The organism is Mesorhizobium sp. CA10 (genome assembly GCF_020165285.1).
GTDB lineage: Bacteria > Pseudomonadota > Alphaproteobacteria > Rhizobiales > Rhizobiaceae > Mesorhizobium.
Window position 1 is genome coordinate 105,681 of sequence record NZ_JAIUHV010000015.1, and the last position, 14,825, is coordinate 120,505.

Annotated in this window: 27 protein-coding genes; all 27 read right to left on the reverse strand. The window is 63.1% G+C overall.

The annotated features are described in order from the left end of the window. Nucleotides 1-69 precede the first annotated feature (69 nt). The gene (locus tag LB535_RS25540) at nucleotides 70-1,080 is read right to left on the reverse strand and encodes a DNA-directed RNA polymerase subunit alpha (RefSeq protein ID WP_027170350.1); all 1,011 of its coding nucleotides are present in this window, start codon (nucleotides 1,078-1,080) and stop codon (nucleotides 70-72) included. A 97-nt stretch (nucleotides 1,081-1,177) separates the two neighbouring features. Further along, complete coding sequence (gene rpsK / locus LB535_RS25545) at nucleotides 1,178-1,567, reverse strand: 30S ribosomal protein S11 (RefSeq protein WP_006205444.1); 390 nt, start codon at nucleotides 1,565-1,567, stop codon at nucleotides 1,178-1,180. Nucleotides 1,568-1,694: 127 nt separating this feature from the next. Then, entirely contained in the window at nucleotides 1,695-2,063 is a 369-nt protein-coding gene (rpsM, locus tag LB535_RS25550) for a 30S ribosomal protein S13 (RefSeq protein ID WP_027170351.1), read from the reverse strand. 232 nt (nucleotides 2,064-2,295) lie between these two features. After that, nucleotides 2,296-2,886 (reverse strand): adenylate kinase, encoded by a 591-nt coding sequence (locus LB535_RS25555; RefSeq protein WP_224634167.1) that lies wholly within the window; start codon nucleotides 2,884-2,886, stop codon nucleotides 2,296-2,298. Then, the gene (gene secY / locus LB535_RS25560) at nucleotides 2,883-4,223 is read right to left on the reverse strand and encodes a preprotein translocase subunit SecY (protein WP_140678320.1); all 1,341 of its coding nucleotides are present in this window, start codon (nucleotides 4,221-4,223) and stop codon (nucleotides 2,883-2,885) included. Before secY ends, LB535_RS25555 begins: the two co-directional genes overlap by 4 nt. Nucleotides 4,224-4,479: 256 nt before the next feature. Next, nucleotides 4,480-4,953, reverse strand: a complete 474-nt coding sequence (gene rplO, locus LB535_RS25565) for a 50S ribosomal protein L15 (RefSeq protein ID WP_140708828.1) — start codon at nucleotides 4,951-4,953, stop codon at nucleotides 4,480-4,482. Nucleotides 4,954-4,975: 22 nt separating this feature from the next. Beyond that, nucleotides 4,976-5,173: a 50S ribosomal protein L30 gene (rpmD, locus tag LB535_RS25570; protein WP_027170355.1), complete on the reverse strand. Its 198-nt coding sequence runs from the start codon at nucleotides 5,171-5,173 to the stop codon at nucleotides 4,976-4,978. Between the two features lie 25 nt (nucleotides 5,174-5,198). Then, entirely contained in the window at nucleotides 5,199-5,762 is a 564-nt protein-coding gene (gene rpsE / locus LB535_RS25575) for a 30S ribosomal protein S5 (RefSeq protein WP_032933400.1), read from the reverse strand. Between the two features lie 149 nt (nucleotides 5,763-5,911). Further along, the gene (rplR, locus tag LB535_RS25580; RefSeq protein ID WP_224628206.1) at nucleotides 5,912-6,274 is read right to left on the reverse strand and encodes a 50S ribosomal protein L18; all 363 of its coding nucleotides are present in this window, start codon (nucleotides 6,272-6,274) and stop codon (nucleotides 5,912-5,914) included. A 138-nt stretch (nucleotides 6,275-6,412) separates the two neighbouring features. Then, the gene (gene rplF, locus LB535_RS25585; protein WP_095765508.1) at nucleotides 6,413-6,946 is read right to left on the reverse strand and encodes a 50S ribosomal protein L6; all 534 of its coding nucleotides are present in this window, start codon (nucleotides 6,944-6,946) and stop codon (nucleotides 6,413-6,415) included. Nucleotides 6,947-7,036: 90 nt separating this feature from the next. Next, a complete protein-coding gene (gene rpsH / locus LB535_RS25590; RefSeq protein ID WP_066989600.1) occupies nucleotides 7,037-7,435 on the reverse strand; it encodes a 30S ribosomal protein S8 in 399 nt (132 codons plus the stop codon). A gap of 12 nt (nucleotides 7,436-7,447) precedes the next feature. After that, nucleotides 7,448-7,753, reverse strand: coding sequence for a 30S ribosomal protein S14 (rpsN, locus tag LB535_RS25595; RefSeq protein WP_042642199.1), 306 nt, complete (start codon nucleotides 7,751-7,753; stop codon nucleotides 7,448-7,450). 26 nt (nucleotides 7,754-7,779) lie between these two features. Continuing rightward, the gene (rplE, locus tag LB535_RS25600) at nucleotides 7,780-8,358 is read right to left on the reverse strand and encodes a 50S ribosomal protein L5 (protein ID WP_095765509.1); all 579 of its coding nucleotides are present in this window, start codon (nucleotides 8,356-8,358) and stop codon (nucleotides 7,780-7,782) included. Continuing rightward, nucleotides 8,351-8,665 (reverse strand): 50S ribosomal protein L24, encoded by a 315-nt coding sequence (gene rplX / locus LB535_RS25605; RefSeq protein WP_095765510.1) that lies wholly within the window; start codon nucleotides 8,663-8,665, stop codon nucleotides 8,351-8,353. The genes rplE and rplX overlap by 8 nt, the downstream gene beginning before the upstream one ends. Before the next feature lie 12 nt (nucleotides 8,666-8,677). Next, complete coding sequence (gene rplN / locus LB535_RS25610) at nucleotides 8,678-9,046, reverse strand: 50S ribosomal protein L14 (protein ID WP_006205457.1); 369 nt, start codon at nucleotides 9,044-9,046, stop codon at nucleotides 8,678-8,680. Nucleotides 9,047-9,128: 82 nt separating this feature from the next. Further along, nucleotides 9,129-9,368, reverse strand: a complete 240-nt coding sequence (gene rpsQ / locus LB535_RS25615; protein WP_023675136.1) for a 30S ribosomal protein S17 — start codon at nucleotides 9,366-9,368, stop codon at nucleotides 9,129-9,131. A 4-nt stretch (nucleotides 9,369-9,372) separates the two neighbouring features. Continuing rightward, on the reverse strand, nucleotides 9,373-9,573 hold the full coding sequence (gene rpmC, locus LB535_RS25620) for a 50S ribosomal protein L29 (RefSeq protein WP_042642190.1): 201 nt from the start codon (nucleotides 9,571-9,573) through the stop codon (nucleotides 9,373-9,375). Between the two features lie 12 nt (nucleotides 9,574-9,585). After that, a complete protein-coding gene (gene rplP / locus LB535_RS25625) occupies nucleotides 9,586-9,999 on the reverse strand; it encodes a 50S ribosomal protein L16 (protein ID WP_095765511.1) in 414 nt (137 codons plus the stop codon). Nucleotides 10,000-10,026: 27 nt separating this feature from the next. Further along, nucleotides 10,027-10,761 carry a 30S ribosomal protein S3 gene (rpsC, locus tag LB535_RS25630; protein WP_095765512.1) on the reverse strand — a complete coding sequence of 245 codons (735 nt, stop codon included), beginning with the start codon at nucleotides 10,759-10,761 and terminating at the stop codon, nucleotides 10,027-10,029. Further along, nucleotides 10,761-11,150: a 50S ribosomal protein L22 gene (gene rplV / locus LB535_RS25635; protein WP_224634168.1), complete on the reverse strand. Its 390-nt coding sequence runs from the start codon at nucleotides 11,148-11,150 to the stop codon at nucleotides 10,761-10,763. The genes rpsC and rplV overlap by 1 nt, the downstream gene beginning before the upstream one ends. Before the next feature lie 2 nt (nucleotides 11,151-11,152). Next, on the reverse strand, nucleotides 11,153-11,431 hold the full coding sequence (gene rpsS, locus LB535_RS25640; protein WP_006205463.1) for a 30S ribosomal protein S19: 279 nt from the start codon (nucleotides 11,429-11,431) through the stop codon (nucleotides 11,153-11,155). 16 nt (nucleotides 11,432-11,447) lie between these two features. Continuing rightward, nucleotides 11,448-12,281 (reverse strand): 50S ribosomal protein L2, encoded by an 834-nt coding sequence (gene rplB / locus LB535_RS25645; protein WP_095765513.1) that lies wholly within the window; start codon nucleotides 12,279-12,281, stop codon nucleotides 11,448-11,450. A 22-nt stretch (nucleotides 12,282-12,303) separates the two neighbouring features. After that, nucleotides 12,304-12,597, reverse strand: coding sequence for a 50S ribosomal protein L23 (locus tag LB535_RS25650; protein ID WP_040983033.1), 294 nt, complete (start codon nucleotides 12,595-12,597; stop codon nucleotides 12,304-12,306). Continuing rightward, complete coding sequence (gene rplD, locus LB535_RS25655) at nucleotides 12,594-13,214, reverse strand: 50S ribosomal protein L4 (RefSeq protein WP_095765514.1); 621 nt, start codon at nucleotides 13,212-13,214, stop codon at nucleotides 12,594-12,596. Before rplD ends, LB535_RS25650 begins: the two co-directional genes overlap by 4 nt. Then, nucleotides 13,214-13,930 carry a 50S ribosomal protein L3 gene (gene rplC / locus LB535_RS25660; RefSeq protein WP_095765515.1) on the reverse strand — a complete coding sequence of 239 codons (717 nt, stop codon included), beginning with the start codon at nucleotides 13,928-13,930 and terminating at the stop codon, nucleotides 13,214-13,216. The genes rplD and rplC overlap by 1 nt, the downstream gene beginning before the upstream one ends. A 61-nt stretch (nucleotides 13,931-13,991) precedes the next feature. Beyond that, the gene (gene rpsJ, locus LB535_RS25665) at nucleotides 13,992-14,300 is read right to left on the reverse strand and encodes a 30S ribosomal protein S10 (RefSeq protein WP_006205468.1); all 309 of its coding nucleotides are present in this window, start codon (nucleotides 14,298-14,300) and stop codon (nucleotides 13,992-13,994) included. 69 nt (nucleotides 14,301-14,369) lie between these two features. Continuing rightward, nucleotides 14,370-14,825: EF-Tu/IF-2/RF-3 family GTPase (locus LB535_RS25670; protein WP_411969611.1), on the reverse strand; the 456-nt coding region annotated here is incomplete at its 5' end.

Consider the following 14,825-nt stretch of genomic DNA (forward strand, 5'->3'; position numbering starts at 1 on the left):
GGCCTCTGATGGTTTTCCGCATGACCGTCGGATCGAGCGGCTCTCGCCGCCGATCCTTGGAATTCATGCTCAATATTGGTCTTCGTAACGCTTGGCGAGGTCTTCGATGTTTTCCGGCGGCCAGTCCGGCACTTCCATGCCGAGATGGAGGCCCATGGCCGCCAGCACTTCCTTGATCTCGTTCAGCGACTTGCGGCCGAAGTTCGGGGTGCGCAGCATCTCGGCTTCGGTCTTCTGGATCAGGTCGCCGATATAGACGATGTTGTCGTTCTTCAGGCAGTTGGCCGAACGCACCGAAAGCTCGAGCTCGTCGACCTTCTTGAGCAGCGCCGGGTTGAAGGCGAGTTCGGTCACGGCCTCGGTGGCGACTTCCTTCTGCGGCTCGTCGAAGTTGACGAACAGGCCAAGCTGGTCCTGCAGGATGCGGGCGGCGAAAGCGACCGCGTCCTCGCCCGAAATCGAGCCGTTGGTCTCGATCGTCATGGTCAGCTTGTCATAGTCGAGAACCTGGCCCTCGCGGGTATTCTCGACCTTGTAGGAGACCTTCTTGACCGGCGAATAGAGGCTGTCGACCGGGATCAGCCCGATCGGCGCGTCCTCGGCGCGGTTGCGCTCGGCCGGCACATAGCCCTTGCCGGTGTCGACGGTGAACTCCATGCGGATCTCGGCGCCCTCGTCCAGCGTGCAGATCACGTGGTCGGGGTTGAGGATCTCGACGTCGCCGACCGTCTGGATGTCGCCGGCGAGCACGGCGCCCGGGCCCTGCTTGCGCACGACCATGCGCTTGGGGCCATCGCCTTCCATGCGGATGGCGATTTCCTTGATGTTGAGCACGATGTCGGTCACGTCTTCGCGCACGCCGGCGATGGACGAGAATTCATGCAGCACGCCGTCGATCTGCACGGCGGTCACAGCCGCGCCGCGCAGCGAAGACAGAAGCACGCGCCGCAGCGCGTTGCCCAGCGTCAGGCCAAAGCCGCGTTCGAGCGGCTCGGCCACCAGCGTGGTCAGCGTCTTCTTCTTCGACGAGAACTCGATCTTGTTCGGCTTGATCAGTTCCTGCCAGTTTTTCTGGATCATAAAAGTCTTCCTTCCTTTGCCCCGCCACCATCCAATCGTGGCGGGCGACACGGAAAACCGCGGAGGAACGCCTTGGCGTTCGCGCGGCGTTTAAAAATCAGACGCGGCGCTTCTTGCGCGGACGGCAACCATTGTGCGGGATCGGCGTCACGTCACGAATCGAGGTGATGGTGAAGCCCGCCGCCTGCAGCGCGCGGAGCGCCGATTCACGACCGGAACCGGGTCCGCAGACCTCGACCTCGAGCATGCGCATACCGTGTTCCTGCGCCTTCTTGGCGACGTCCTCGGCAGCCATCTGGGCTGCGAACGGCGTCGACTTGCGCGAACCCTTGAAACCCTGGGCACCGGCCGACGACCAGGCGATCGAATTGCCCTGCGCGTCGGTGATGGTGATCATGGTGTTGTTGAAGGTCGAATTGACGTGGGCAACGCCCGACGAAATGTTCTTGCGTTCGCGACGGCGAACACGAGCGGCTTCCTTGGCCATGGTATTCCTTTCAGTTGATCTCTACACCGCCGTAATGCCAGCGGCTCCACCTTGGAAAAGCGAGTAGTGAGTAGGGAATAGCGAATAGGGTCCCCTACTCGCTAACCGCTACTCGCTATTCGCTCAATTACTTCTTCTTGCCGGCGATCGCCTTGGCCGGGCCCTTGCGGGTGCGGGCGTTGGTATGCGTGCGCTGGCCGCGGACCGGCAGCGAGCGACGGTGACGCAGGCCGCGGTAGCAGCCAAGGTCCATGAGCCGCTTGATGTTCATCGAGACTTCGCGGCGCAGGTCGCCTTCGACCTGGTAGTCGCGGTCGATCGTCTCGCGGATCTGCAGCACTTCCGCGTCGGTCAGCTGGTTGACGCGGCGGTCCGCCGGGATGCCGACCTTGTCGACGATCTCCTGGGCAAACTTCTTGCCGATGCCGTGAATGTACTGAAGCGCGATGACGACGCGCTTGTTGGTCGGAATGTTGACGCCGGCTATACGAGCCATTTTCTTCTCTTTCTCCATTTGGGCCGGACGAGCCGGCGCTGTCGAAGTTGCCCCGCGTCCGGTGGAGGCCGGCCCTTGCGGGAGTTTCCTGGTTCAAAGCGGATGCCTTGCCCGCAAGGGCAAGCAAAGTCCATGCCTGATAGGAAGACGGGCCGCCATACCCCAACGGCCCACTCCAGTCAAGCGCAATCGTTAATCGTCGCCAAGCGCTATCTTTAGCTGTCGGCCCGGTCTACTTCACCGCGGCCGCGAGCACCTTGCCGATCTCGGCGGTCACGGCATCGATACTGGCCATGCCGTCGACGGTCTTGAGCTTGCCCTTGACGTAGTAATAGCCGGTCAGCGGCGCCGTCTTCTTGTAGTATTCGCGCAGGCGTTCCTCGAACACCTCCGGGTTGTCGTCCTTGCGCACAGGCTGGCCGGCGGCCTTGGCCTCCTCGGCGCGTTTGACGATTCGGCCAACCAGCGCCTTATCGTCGACGACGAGCTCTATGACGGTGTCGAGCGCTATGCCGCGTTCGGCAAGCATGGCCTCGACCGCGTCGGCCTGGACCAGCGTGCGCGGATAGCCGTCGAGGATGAATCCCTTGGCGCAATCCGGCTGATCGATACGCTCGGCGACGATGGCGTTGACGATCGCATCCGAGACCAGCTCACCGGCATCCATCACCGCCTTGGCACGCTTGCCGACCTCGGTTCCGGCCTGGACGGCGGCACGCAGCATGTCACCCGTCGAGAGCTGGGGGATGCCGTGTTTTTCAACCAGTCTTTGTGCTTGTGTCCCCTTGCCCGCTCCTGGCGGCCCAAGCAAAATCAGCCTCATCTGCTCCTCTTCCCCCCGCGCAACTTCGACTTCTTGATCAGGCCCTCATACTGGTGCGCGATCAGGTGACCCTGAATCTGCGCCACCGTATCGAGCGTGACACTGACCACGATCAGAAGCGATGTGCCACCGAGGTAGAAAGGTACGCCAGTCGCCGAAATCAGGAACTCCGGCAGCAGACAGACCAGCACCAGGTAAATGGCGCCGATGACGGTAATGCGCGTCAGAACATAGTCGATATAGTCGGCGGTGCGCTCGCCCGGCCGATAGCCCGGGATGAAGCCGGAGTGCTTCTTGAGCTGGTCGGCCGTGTCCTTCGGATTGAAGACGATCGCCGTGTAGAAGAAGGCGAAGAAGACGATCATGCCCGCATAGAAGATCATGTAGAGCGGCTGGCCGTGGCCGAGCGAGGCGAGGATCGTGCTTGCCCAGGCCGGCAGGTTGGTCGCCTGCGAGAAGCCCGCCACGGTGGCCGGCAGAAGCAGCAGCGAGGACGCGAAGATCGGCGGGATGACGCCGGAGGTGTTGAGCTTCAGCGGCAAATGCGAGGTATCGCCCTGGAACATGCGATTGCCGACCTGGCGCTTCGGATACTGGATGAGCAGGCGCCGCTGCGCGCGTTCGAAGAAGACGATGAGCGCAATGACGATGATGGCCAGCACGATGATCGCGAGGATGAGGCCCGTCGACAGCGCGCCGGTACGGCCGAGTTCCAGCGTGCCGGAGATCGCGCGCGGCAGGCCCGCGACGATGCCGGAGAAGATGATCAGCGAAATGCCGTTGCCGATGCCGCGCGCGGTGATCTGCTCGCCGAGCCACATCAGGAACATGGTGCCGCCGACGAGCGTGACGACCGTCGAGATGCGGAAGAACATGCCGGGATCGTTGACGATGCCGTTGCCGCCCTCGAGGCCGATCGAAATGCCGTAGGCCTGGATCAGCGCCAGGAGCACGGTGCCGTAGCGCGTGTACTGGTTGATGATCTTGCGGCCCTGCTCGCCTTCCTTCTTCAGCGTTTCCAGCGACGGGATGACCGAGGTCATCAGCTGCATGATGATGGAGGCGGAGATGTAGGGCATGATGCCCAGCGCGAAGATCGCCATGCGCTGCACGGCGCCGCCGGCGAACATGTTGAACATGCCGAGCACGCCCTTGCTCTGCGAGGAGAAGGCCTGGGCGAAAGCATCGGGGTTGATGCCGGGAAGCGGGATATAAGTGCCGAGGCGGTAGACGAGCAGCGCGCCGATGGTGAACCAGATGCGCTTCTTGAGATCCTCGGCCTTGGCGAAGGCCGCGAAATTCAGATTGGAGGCTAGTTGTTCAGCAGCCGAGGCCATGCCTGATTCTCCGCTAGAGCACGATGCCGAAAAATGTGGAGCGGTTTTCGGACGACATCATGCTCTACTTCTTTGATTTCTACGTCGCGCTCGATGCCGCAGCTCAGGCGGCGCGTGTCACCGAAGCTCACGAGATAAGCTCGGGACCGTAAACATGCAAGCGGCCGCGTTGACGCGGCCGCCCAATTCATCCGGTCAAAGCGCGGTTCGACGGAATATGCGAAGTCATCCCGGTCGGCCGCGCTTCAAATCGCCGTTACTCGGCGGCGGCCGCTTCCGGCAGCTTCACCGAACCGCCGGCCTTCTCGATCTTCTCGATCGCGGCCTTGGAGGCGCCGGCGACGTCGAAGGACAGCTTGGCTTTGAGTTCGCCGTCGGAGAGCACGCGCACGCCGTCCTTGGCGCGGCGGATGACGCCGGCGGCAACCAGGGCCTCGGCCGTCACGGTCGCCTTGGCGTCGAGCTTCTTGGCGTCGATAGCAGCCTGGATGCGGGCCAGCGACACGACCGTGAAGCTCTTGGCGAAGATGTTGTTGAAGCCACGCTTCGGCAGGCGCCGGTAGAGCGGCATCTGGCCACCCTCGAAGCCGTTGATGGCAACGCCAGAGCGGGCCTTCTGGCCCTTGACGCCGCGACCGGCGGTCTTGCCCGAGCCGGAACCGATGCCGCGGCCGAGACGCTTCTTGGAGTGCGTCGCGCCGTCCTTGTCACGCAGATCGTTGAGTTTCATGTTTCTTCTCCTGCCCTTCCGTTCAGGCCTCGTCCACGACGCGGACGAGGTGCTGGACGGCGGCGATCATGCCGCGCACCGAAGGGGTATCTTCCAGCGTGCGCCGCTTGTGCATCTTGTTCAGGCCGAGGCCGACCAGCGTCGCGCGCTGCTCCTTCGGCCGGCGGATCGGGGAGCCGATCTGCTCGACGGTGATGGTCTTGGTAGCTTTCTTGGCCATGGTCGAAATCCCTGGTCAGCGTCGACTATTCTTCAGCCGCAACGGCGGTGCCGCGGCGGGCCTGAAGGGTCGAGTACTTGATGCCGCGCGCGGCAGCCACATCCTTCGGATGCATCTGGCTCTTCAGCGCGTCGAAGGTGGCGCGAACCATGTTGTAGGGGTTCGACGAACCCATCGACTTGGCGACCACGTCATGCATGCCGAGCGTCTCAAAGACGGCGCGCATCGGACCGCCGGCGATGATGCCGGTACCTTGCTTGGCGGCGCGCAGCAGAACGCGTCCGGCGCCCCAGCGGCCCTCGACGTCGTGATGCAGCGTGCGGCCCGAACGCAGCGGCACGAAGATCATGTCGCGCTTGGCCGACTCGGTCGCCTTGCGGATCGCTTCCGGCACTTCGCGCGCCTTGCCGTGGCCGAAGCCGACGCGGCCCTTCTGGTCGCCGACGACGACGAGAGCGGCAAAACCGAAACGACGGCCGCCCTTCACCACCTTGGCGACGCGGTTGATGTGGACGAGCTTGTCCACCATGCCGTCGTCACGCTCTTCGCGCTCGCGGCCGCGGCCGCCTTCTCTACGTTCCTGTGCCATATCCTGTTCCTTGTTCTTTTCCGGAAGCACGGGTTGCTGTTTGCCGACGCCACTTTAGGGTCGCCGGCGGCGAACTTTTCCTTTGCATGATCTTGTCCGAAAAGTCTGCAACTTTTCGCTGCGCGGACCTCTCGGTTCGGGATCAAGCATTAGAAGCTGAGACCGCCTTCGCGGGCAGCCTCGGCCAGCGCCTTGACGCGGCCGTGATAGATGTACGGGCCGCGGTCGAAGACGACTTCCTTGACGCCGGCCTTGGCGGCACGCTCGGCGATCAGCTTGCCGACCGCGGTCGCGGCTGCGGTGTCGGCGCCGGTCTTGAGCGAACCCTTGAGGTCCTTCTCGAGCGTCGAGGCGGCGGCCAGCGTGTGGCCGTTGGCGTCGTCGATCACCTGGACGTAGATGTTCTTCGAGGTGCGGTGCACCGAAAGCCTCGGACGCTCGCCGGCGACCTTCTTCAGCTGGCGGCGCACGCGCTGCGCGCGGCGCTGGATGGTTTCTTTGGGGCTTGCCATAATGTCAGTTCCTTGCCTTCAGAAAACGGGGGCAACCCTGTGCGGTAGGCCAAGGCTCCCGCGGCCGCTCCCCGCGGCGTTACACTTCTGCGGCTTGGCCCTTTTCGAAAAGTCTGCAACTTCTCGGGGCCAGGCCTATTACTTCTTCTTGCCTTCCTTGCGCACGATGCGCTCGTCGGCATAGCGCACGCCCTTGCCCTTATAGGGCTCGGGACCGCGATATTCGCGGATCTCGGCGGCGACCTGGCCGACCTGTTGCTTGTCGATGCCGGAGACCGTGATTTCGGTCGGCTTCGGCACCGTGATGGTGATGCCCTGCGGCGTCTGATAGACCACGTCGTGGCTGAAGCCGAGCGCCAGCTGCAGGTTCTTGCCCTGCAACGCCGCGCGATAGCCGACGCCGGTGATCTCGAGCTTCTTCTCGAAGCCGTCCTTCACGCCCTGCAGGATGTTGACGATCTGCGTGCGCGACATGCCCCACTTGGAGCGGGCGGTCTTGGTCTGGTCGCGCGGCTCGACGGAGATCTCGTTGTTCTCCATCTTCACCAGCACTTCGTCGTTCACCACGAACTTCAGCTCGCCCTTGGGGCCCTTCGCCGTCACGGTCTGGCCGTTGACGGACGCGGTCACGCCTTGCGGCAGCGAAACGGGTTTCTTTCCGATACGAGACATTTTGTTGTCCTCGTCACTTCTTTCGTTTCAGGTTCCAGTTCCCGGGCGCGATCCCGAGAACCGAAGCCCATTCATCAATCTCGCGCCGGATCAGAAGATCTGGCAGAGGATTTCGCCGCCGACATTCTGCTCGCGCGCTTCATGGTCGGCCATGACGCCCTTCGGCGTCGAAAGGATGGCGATGCCGAGGCCGTTGGCGACGTGCGGGATCGACTTGGCCGAGACATAGACGCGACGGCCAGGCTTCGAGACGCGCTCGATCTCGCGCACAACCGGGGCGCCGTCGAAATATTTCAGCTCGATCTCGATTTCCGACTTGCCGTTTTCGAAGTCGGTCTGGCTGTAGTCGCGGATATAGCCTTCCGACTTCAGCACCTCGAGGACGCGGGCACGCAGACGCGAGGCCGGGGTCGAAACGCTCGACTTCTTGCGGCCATAGGCGTTGCGGATGCGGGTCAGCATATCGCCGAGAGGATCGCTCAATGACATCTCAGTGTCTCCTTACCAGCTCGACTTGACCAGGCCCGGGATCTGGCCGGTATTGCCCAGATCGCGAAGCGCGATACGCGAAAGCTTCAGCTTGCGATAGTAGGCGCGCGGACGGCCCGTCACCTCGCAGCGATTGCGGATGCGGATCTTGGCCGAGTTGCGCGGCAGCGCCGAAAGCTTCAACTGGGCGCGGAAACGCTCTTCCATCGGCTTGGACTGATCCATGATGATGGCCTTGAGCGCCGTGCGCTTGGCGGCGTACTGGTCGGCGAGCTTGCGGCGCCGGTTGTTCTTCTCGACTGAGCTGGTCTTTGCCATTTCAGATGTTTCCTTTTTCGCTGCCGTTACTGGCGGAAGGGGAAGTTGAAGGCCTTGAGCAGCGCTCTTGCCTCGTCGTCCGTCTTCGCCGTCGTACAAACGATGACGTCCATGCCCCAGACCTGATCAACCTTGTCGTAGTTGATCTCCGGGAACACGATGTGTTCCTTGATGCCCATGGCGTAGTTGCCACGGCCGTCAAAGCTCTTCGGATTCAGTCCGCGGAAGTCGCGAACGCGCGGCAGCGCGATGTTCACGAGGCGGTCGAGGAACTCGTACATGCGTTCCTTGCGCAGCGTGACCTTGGCGCCGATCGGCATGTTCTCGCGCACCTTGAAGCCGGCAATCGAGTTGCGGGCGCGGGTGACGACGGCCTTCTGGCCGGCGATCAGCGCGAGATCCTCGGCCGCGACCGAAGGCTTCTTGGAGTCTGCGGTTGCTTCGCCGACACCCATGTTCAGCACGATCTTGTCGATGCGCGGAACCTGCATGTCATTGTCGTAGCCGAACTGCTCCTGCATCGCCTTGCGGATGGTCTCGTTGTAGACCTTCTTGAGGCGCGGCTCGTTCTTGGCAGTTGCCTGCTTGGTTTCAGCCTTAGCCATTGATGACTTCTCCCGAACGCTTGGCGACGCGCACCTTCTTGCCATCCTTCTGGATGGTGAAGCCGACGCGGGTCGGCTTGCCGTCCTTGGGGTCGGCCAGCGCGATATTCGACAGGTGGATCGGCGCTTCCTTGGTGATGATCCCGGCCTCTTGCGACTGGGTCTGCTTCTGGTGACGGCGAATGAGGTTTACGCCGCGGACGACTGCGGTGTCTTCCTTCGGCTGCACCGACAGGACTTCGCCCGAACGGCCCTTGTCCTTGCCGGCAAGCACGACGACCTTGTCGCCTTTTTTGATCTTTTGCATTGGTCCGGCTCCTTACAGCACTTCAGGCGCGAGCGAGATGATCTTCATGTGGTTCTTGGCGCGCAATTCGCGCGGAACCGGTCCGAAGATACGGGTGCCGATCGGCTCTTTCTTATTGTCGACGAGAACGGCCGCGTTCTTGTCGAAACGGATCACGCTGCCGTCCGGGCGGCGGATGTCCTTGGCCGTGCGAACCACGACCGCCTTCATCACATCGCCCTTCTTAACGCGGCCGCGCGGAATGGCTTCCTTGATCGACACCACGATGATGTCGCCGACGGAGGCGTATTTCCGCTTCGAGCCGCCCAGCACCTTGATGCACATGACACGACGGGCGCCGGAATTATCCGCGACGTCGAGGTTTGTTTGCATCTGAATCATGACTGGCCGCCTTCTTCTTTTCTAACGGGACGGGTTCTTCACCCCTCCCCGGTCTGTCCAAAATTCGGTTCGTTCGCCCGGATCAAGCCTGATCCGAAGAGACGACAACCCAGCGCTTGTCCTTGGAAATCGGCTTCGATTCCTGGATGAACACCTGGTCGCCGACCTTGTGGGCGTTGTTCTCGTCGTGCGCCTTGTACTTCTTGGTCATGCGCACGGTCTTCTTCATCACGGGATGCGTGAAGCGACGCTCGACCTTGACCACGACCGTCTTCTCGTTCTTGTCGCTGACGACGGTGCCCTGCAGGATGCGCTTTGGCATGGTCTTAACCCTTCTTGGCCGCGGCTTTTTCCGCGGCGATGGTCTTGATGCGCGCGATGTCCTTGCGGACCTGCTTCACGCGCGCGGTCTTTTCGAGCTGGCCGGTGGCCTTCTGGAAGCGCAGGTTGAACTGCTCCTTCTTGAGAGCGGCCAGGTCGTCGGTCAGCTGATCCTGGGTCTTGGTCCGGATGTCTTCGGCTTTCATGATCGCCTGTCCTTATTCTGCGATGCGCTGCACGAAGCGCGTCTTGACCGAGAGCTTGGCGGCGCCGAGACGCAGCGCTTCACGAGCGGTCTCCTCGCTGACGCCGTCGATCTCGAACATGATACGGCCGGGCTTCACGCGCGCCGCCCAGTAGTCGACGGCGCCCTTGCCCTTACCCATGCGGACTTCGGTCGGCTTCGAGGTGACCGGCAGGTCCGGGAACACCCGGATCCAGACGCGGCCGGCGCGCTTCATCTCGCGGGTGATCGCGCGGCGGGCCGCCTCGATCTCGCGCGCGGTGACGCGGTTCGGCTCAAGCGCCTTCAGCCCGAAACCGCCGAAATCCAGGTTGGTGCCGCCCTTGGCGGCACCGTGGATACGGCCCTTGAACTGCTTGCGGAACTTTGTGCGCTTTGGCTGCAGCATCGTTCTAACTCCAAATTCTCAAATGTCTCAGGCGTTCTCGCGACGGCGGCCGCGTTCGCGCTCACCGCCAGCACCGCCGCCGCCATGCGCGGCATCGCCTTCGGTTGCACGGCGCTCGGAAGCCATCGGGTCATGCTCGAGGATCTCGCCTTTGAACACCCACACCTTGACGCCGCAGATGCCGTAGGCCGTGTTCGCCTCGGCCGTGCCGTAGTCGACGTCGGCGCGCAGCGTATGCAGCGGCACGCGGCCTTCGCGGTACCACTCCATGCGCGCGATCTCGGCGCCGCCGAGACGGCCGGAGCAGTTGATGCGGATGCCTTCGGCGCCGAGACGCATGGCCGACTGAACGGCACGCTTCATGGCGCGGCGGAACGCGATGCGGCGCTCGAGCTGCTGGGCGATCGACTGGGCGACCAGCGTGGCGTCGATTTCCGGCTTGCGCACTTCAACGATGTTGAGGTGCGTTTCGGACTTCGTCATCTCGGTTAGCTTCTTGCGAAGCTTCTCGATGTCGGCGCCCTTCTTGCCGATGATGAGGCCCGGACGCGCGGCGTGGATGGTGACGCGGCACTTCTTGTGCGGGCGCTCGATCACGACTTTCGAAATCGCGGCCTGCTTGAGTTCCTTCTCGAGATACTTGCGGATCTTGAGGTCTTCGTGCAGCAGCTGGCCGTATTCGCCGGTGTTCGCGAACCAGCGCGAATCCCAGGTACGGTTGATGCCGAGACGCAGCCCGATCGGATTGACTTTCTGGCCCATTATGCGGCCTCCCCTTTTTCCTCGACTTCACGAACGACGATCGTGAGGTGCGAGAACGGCTTTTCGATACGGCTGGCGCGGCCGCGGCCACGAGCGTGGAAACGCTTCATGACGATCGACTTGCCGACAAAGGCTTCCGCCACGATCAGAGCGTCGACGTCGAGGTCGTGATTGTTTTCCGCATTGGCGATCGCCGATTCCAGCGTCTTCTTGACCGTGCCGGAAATCCGCTTGGCCGAGAATTCGAGATCGGAAAGCGCTGTCGCGACCTTCTTGCCGCGGATCAGCGCGGCAACCAGGTTGAGCTTCTGCGGGCTGATGCGGATCGTGCGCAGAACGGCACGCGCCTCGTTATCAGCAAGCCTGCGCGGAGCTTTGGCCTTGCCCATGATTATTTCCTCTTCGCCTTCTTATCCGCGCCGTGACCGTAATAGGTCCGGGTCGGAGCGAATTCACCGAACTTGTGGCCGACCATGTCCTCGTTCACCGAGACGGGAACGTGCTTCTGGCCGTTGTAGACACCGAAGGTGAAGCCGACGAACTGCGGCAGGATGGTGGAGCGACGGCTCCACATCTTGATCACCTCATTGCGACCACCTTCACGAACCTTGTCCACCTTCTTGAGAAGGTAGCCATCGATAAAGGGGCCTTTCCAAATCGAACGAGTCACTTGGCGTTACCTCTTCTTAGCTCTTGCGCTGATGACGCGAGCGCAGGATGAACTTGTCGGTCGCCTTGTTGGACCGCGTCTTCTTGCCCTTGGTCGGCTTGCCCCAGGGCGAAACCGGATGACGGCCACCCGAGGTGCGGCCTTCGCCGCCGCCATGCGGATGGTCGACCGGGTTCATGGCCACGCCGCGATTGTGCGGACGCTTGCCGCGCCACACGGTGCGACCGGCCTTGCCGTCGTTGATGTTGCCGTGGTCGGGGTTCGACACGGCGCCGACGGTGGCCATGCAGGAGCCGTGCACGACACGCTGCTCGCCCGAGTTGAGGCGCAGGATCGCCATGCCCTGGTCGCGGCCGACGAGCTGGGCGTAACCGCCAGCCGAACGGGCGACCTGGCCGCCCTTGCCCGGCTTCAGCTCGATGTTATGGACGATCGTGCCGACCGGCATCGAGGCCAGCGGCATCGCGTTGCCCGGCTTCACGTCGACCGCTTCGCCGGCCACGATCTTGTCGCCGGCAGCAAGACGCTGCGGGGCCAGGATGTAGGACAGCTCGCCGTCGTCATACTTGATCAGCGCGATGAAGGCGGTGCGGTTCGGATCGTATTCGATGCGCTCGACCGTGCCGACGACGTCGTACTTCTTACGCTTGAAGTCGATGATGCGGTACGAACGCTTGTGACCGCCGCCGATGAAGCGGGCCGTGATGCGGCCGTAGTTGTTGCGGCCGCCCGACTTGGTCAGGCCTTCGGTCAGGCCCTTGATGGGCTTGCCCTTGTAGAGGCCCGAGCGGTCGACGATGACCAGCTGGCGGGTGCTCGGCGTTACCGGGTTGAATTTCTTAAGTGCCATTGTCCTGTCCTCGCGGCCTTGCTCAGAGACCCGTCGCGACGTCGATCGACTGGCCGTCGGCCAGCGTCACAACCGCCTTCTTGACGTCGCCCTGGCGGCCAACGGTGCCGCGGAAGCGCTTGATCTTGCCCTTGCGGACGAGCGTGTTCACAGCCGTCACCTTGACGCCGAAGAGAGCCTCCACGGCAGCCTTGATTTCCGGCTTCGACGCCTTCTTGGCGACGTTGAAGACGACCTGGTTCTGCTCGGAAGCCATGGTCGACTTTTCGGTGATCGCCGGCGAGACGATCACGTCGTAGTGACGGAGGTCGGTCATTTAAAGCGCTCCTCGAGAGCCTCGACGGCGGCCTTCGAAAGGACCAGCGTGCCGCGGCGCAGAATGTCGTAGACGTTGATGCCCTGGATGGGCAGCACGTCGATGTTCGGAATGTTGGTCGCGGCCAGCTTGAAGTTCTGATCAAGCTCGGCGCCGCCGATGACCAGGGCGTTGGTCAGCCCCAGCGTCTCGAAATTCGCCACCAGCGCCTTGGTCTTGGCTTCGGTGAGCTTCAGCTCGTCGACGATGATCAGCGAAGCGCTCTTGGCCTTGGCCGAGAGAGCGTGCTTGAGGCCAAGCGCACGAACCTTCTTCGGCAGCTCGTGCTCATGGCTGCGTACGACCGGGCCGTGTGCCTTGCCGCCGCCGCGGAACTGCGGAGCGCGAGCCGAGTGGTGACGGGCGCGGCCGGTACCCTTCTGCTTGTACATCTTGGCGCCGGTGCGCGCGATTTCGGCGCGGCCCTTGGCCTTGTGCGTGCCCTGCTGCTTCTTGGCGAGCTGCCAGCGCACGACGCGCTGCAGGATGTCCTCGCGCGGGTCAAGGCCGAAAATCTCCTCGGAGAGTTCCACCTTGCCGGCGTCCTTGCCGCCCAGCGTTGTGATCTTGAGATCCATTATTCGGCTCCCTCAGTGGCCGGGGCTTCGTTCTTGGCGGCAGCGGCGCGGATCGCGGCCGGCTTCGGCGCATTGGCCGGCAGCGCAACCTTGGCGGCGTCGCGAACCAGGATCCAGGCGCCCTTGACGCCGGGCACCGCGCCGCGGATCAGGATCAGGCCGCGATCGGCATCGGTCGAGACGACCTCGACATTCTGCGTGGTGACGCGGGTGTCGCCCATGTGGCCGGCCATCTTCTTGCCCTTGAACACCTTGCCGGGGTCCTGGCGCTGGCCGGTCGAGCCGTGCGTGCGGTGCGAGACCGAGTTACCATGCGTGGCGCGGCCACCGCCCATGTGGTGCCGCTTGATCACGCCCTGAAAACCCTTGCCGGTCGAGGTGCCGGTGACGTCCACCTTCTGGCCGGCGACGAAATGCTCGACGGTCAGCTCGGCGCCGACGTCGATCATGTTGTCGGCGGAGACGCGAAACTCGGCGACCTTCGCCTTCGGCTCGACGGAAGCGGCGGCGAAATGGCCGCGCATCGCCTTCGACGTGTTCTTCACCTTGGCAAGGCCAACGCCGAGCTGGACGGCGGTGTAGCCGTTCTTCTCCTGCGTGCGCTGGGCCACGACCTGGCAGTTCTCCATCTGGAGAACGGTGACGGGAACGTGTTCGCCGGCATCGTTATAGATGCGGGTCATTCCCACCTTCTTTGCAATCACACCTGAACGCATCGGTTCAATTCCTTTAGAGTTCCGGGCCAGGGGCACCGCCCCTTACCGCTCTCTCATTCCCTTAGAGCTTGATCTCGACGTCGACACCGGCGGCCAGATCGAGCTTCATCAAAGCGTCGACTGTCTGCGGGGTCGGATCGACGATGTCGAGCAGCCGCTTGTGCGTGCGCATCTCGAACTGTTCGCGGCTCTTCTTGTCGACGTGGGGCGACCGGTTGACCGTGAATTTTTCGATCCGCGTCGGCAGCGGGATTGGGCCGCGGACGTTGGCGCCGGTGCGCTTGGCGGTCGACACGATTTCGCGCGTCGAGGCGTCGAGCACCCGGTGGTCAAACGCCTTAAGGCGGATGCGGATATTCTGTCCGTTCATGCGTCAATTCCTTGTTCTGGCGCGGCGCGGGCAGCTCCCGCGCCCGCGACAGATCGGTTTCAGTCCAAATTACTCTTTGATGGTGACGACGATGCCGGCACCGACGGTGCGGCCGCCTTCACGGATGGCGAAGCGCAGCTTCTCTTCCATCGCGATCGGCACGATCAGCTCGACGTCGACGGTGATGTTGTCGCCGGGCATCACCATCTCGGTGCCGGCCGGCAGTGTCACGATGCCCGTCACGTCCGTCGTGCGGAAGTAGAACTGCGGACGGTAGTTGGTGAAGAACGGCGTGTGACGGCCGCCCTCGTCCTTGGTCAGGATGTAGGCTTCGGCCACGAACTTCTTGTGCGGCTTGACCGTGCCGGGCTTGGCCAGAACCTGGCCGCGCTCCACGCCTTCACGGTCGACGCCGCGCAGCAGCGCGCCGATGTTGTCGCCGGCCTGGCCCTGGTCGAGCAGCTTGCGGAACATCTCAACGCCCGTGCAGGTCGTCTTGGTGGTCGGACGGATGCCGACGATCTC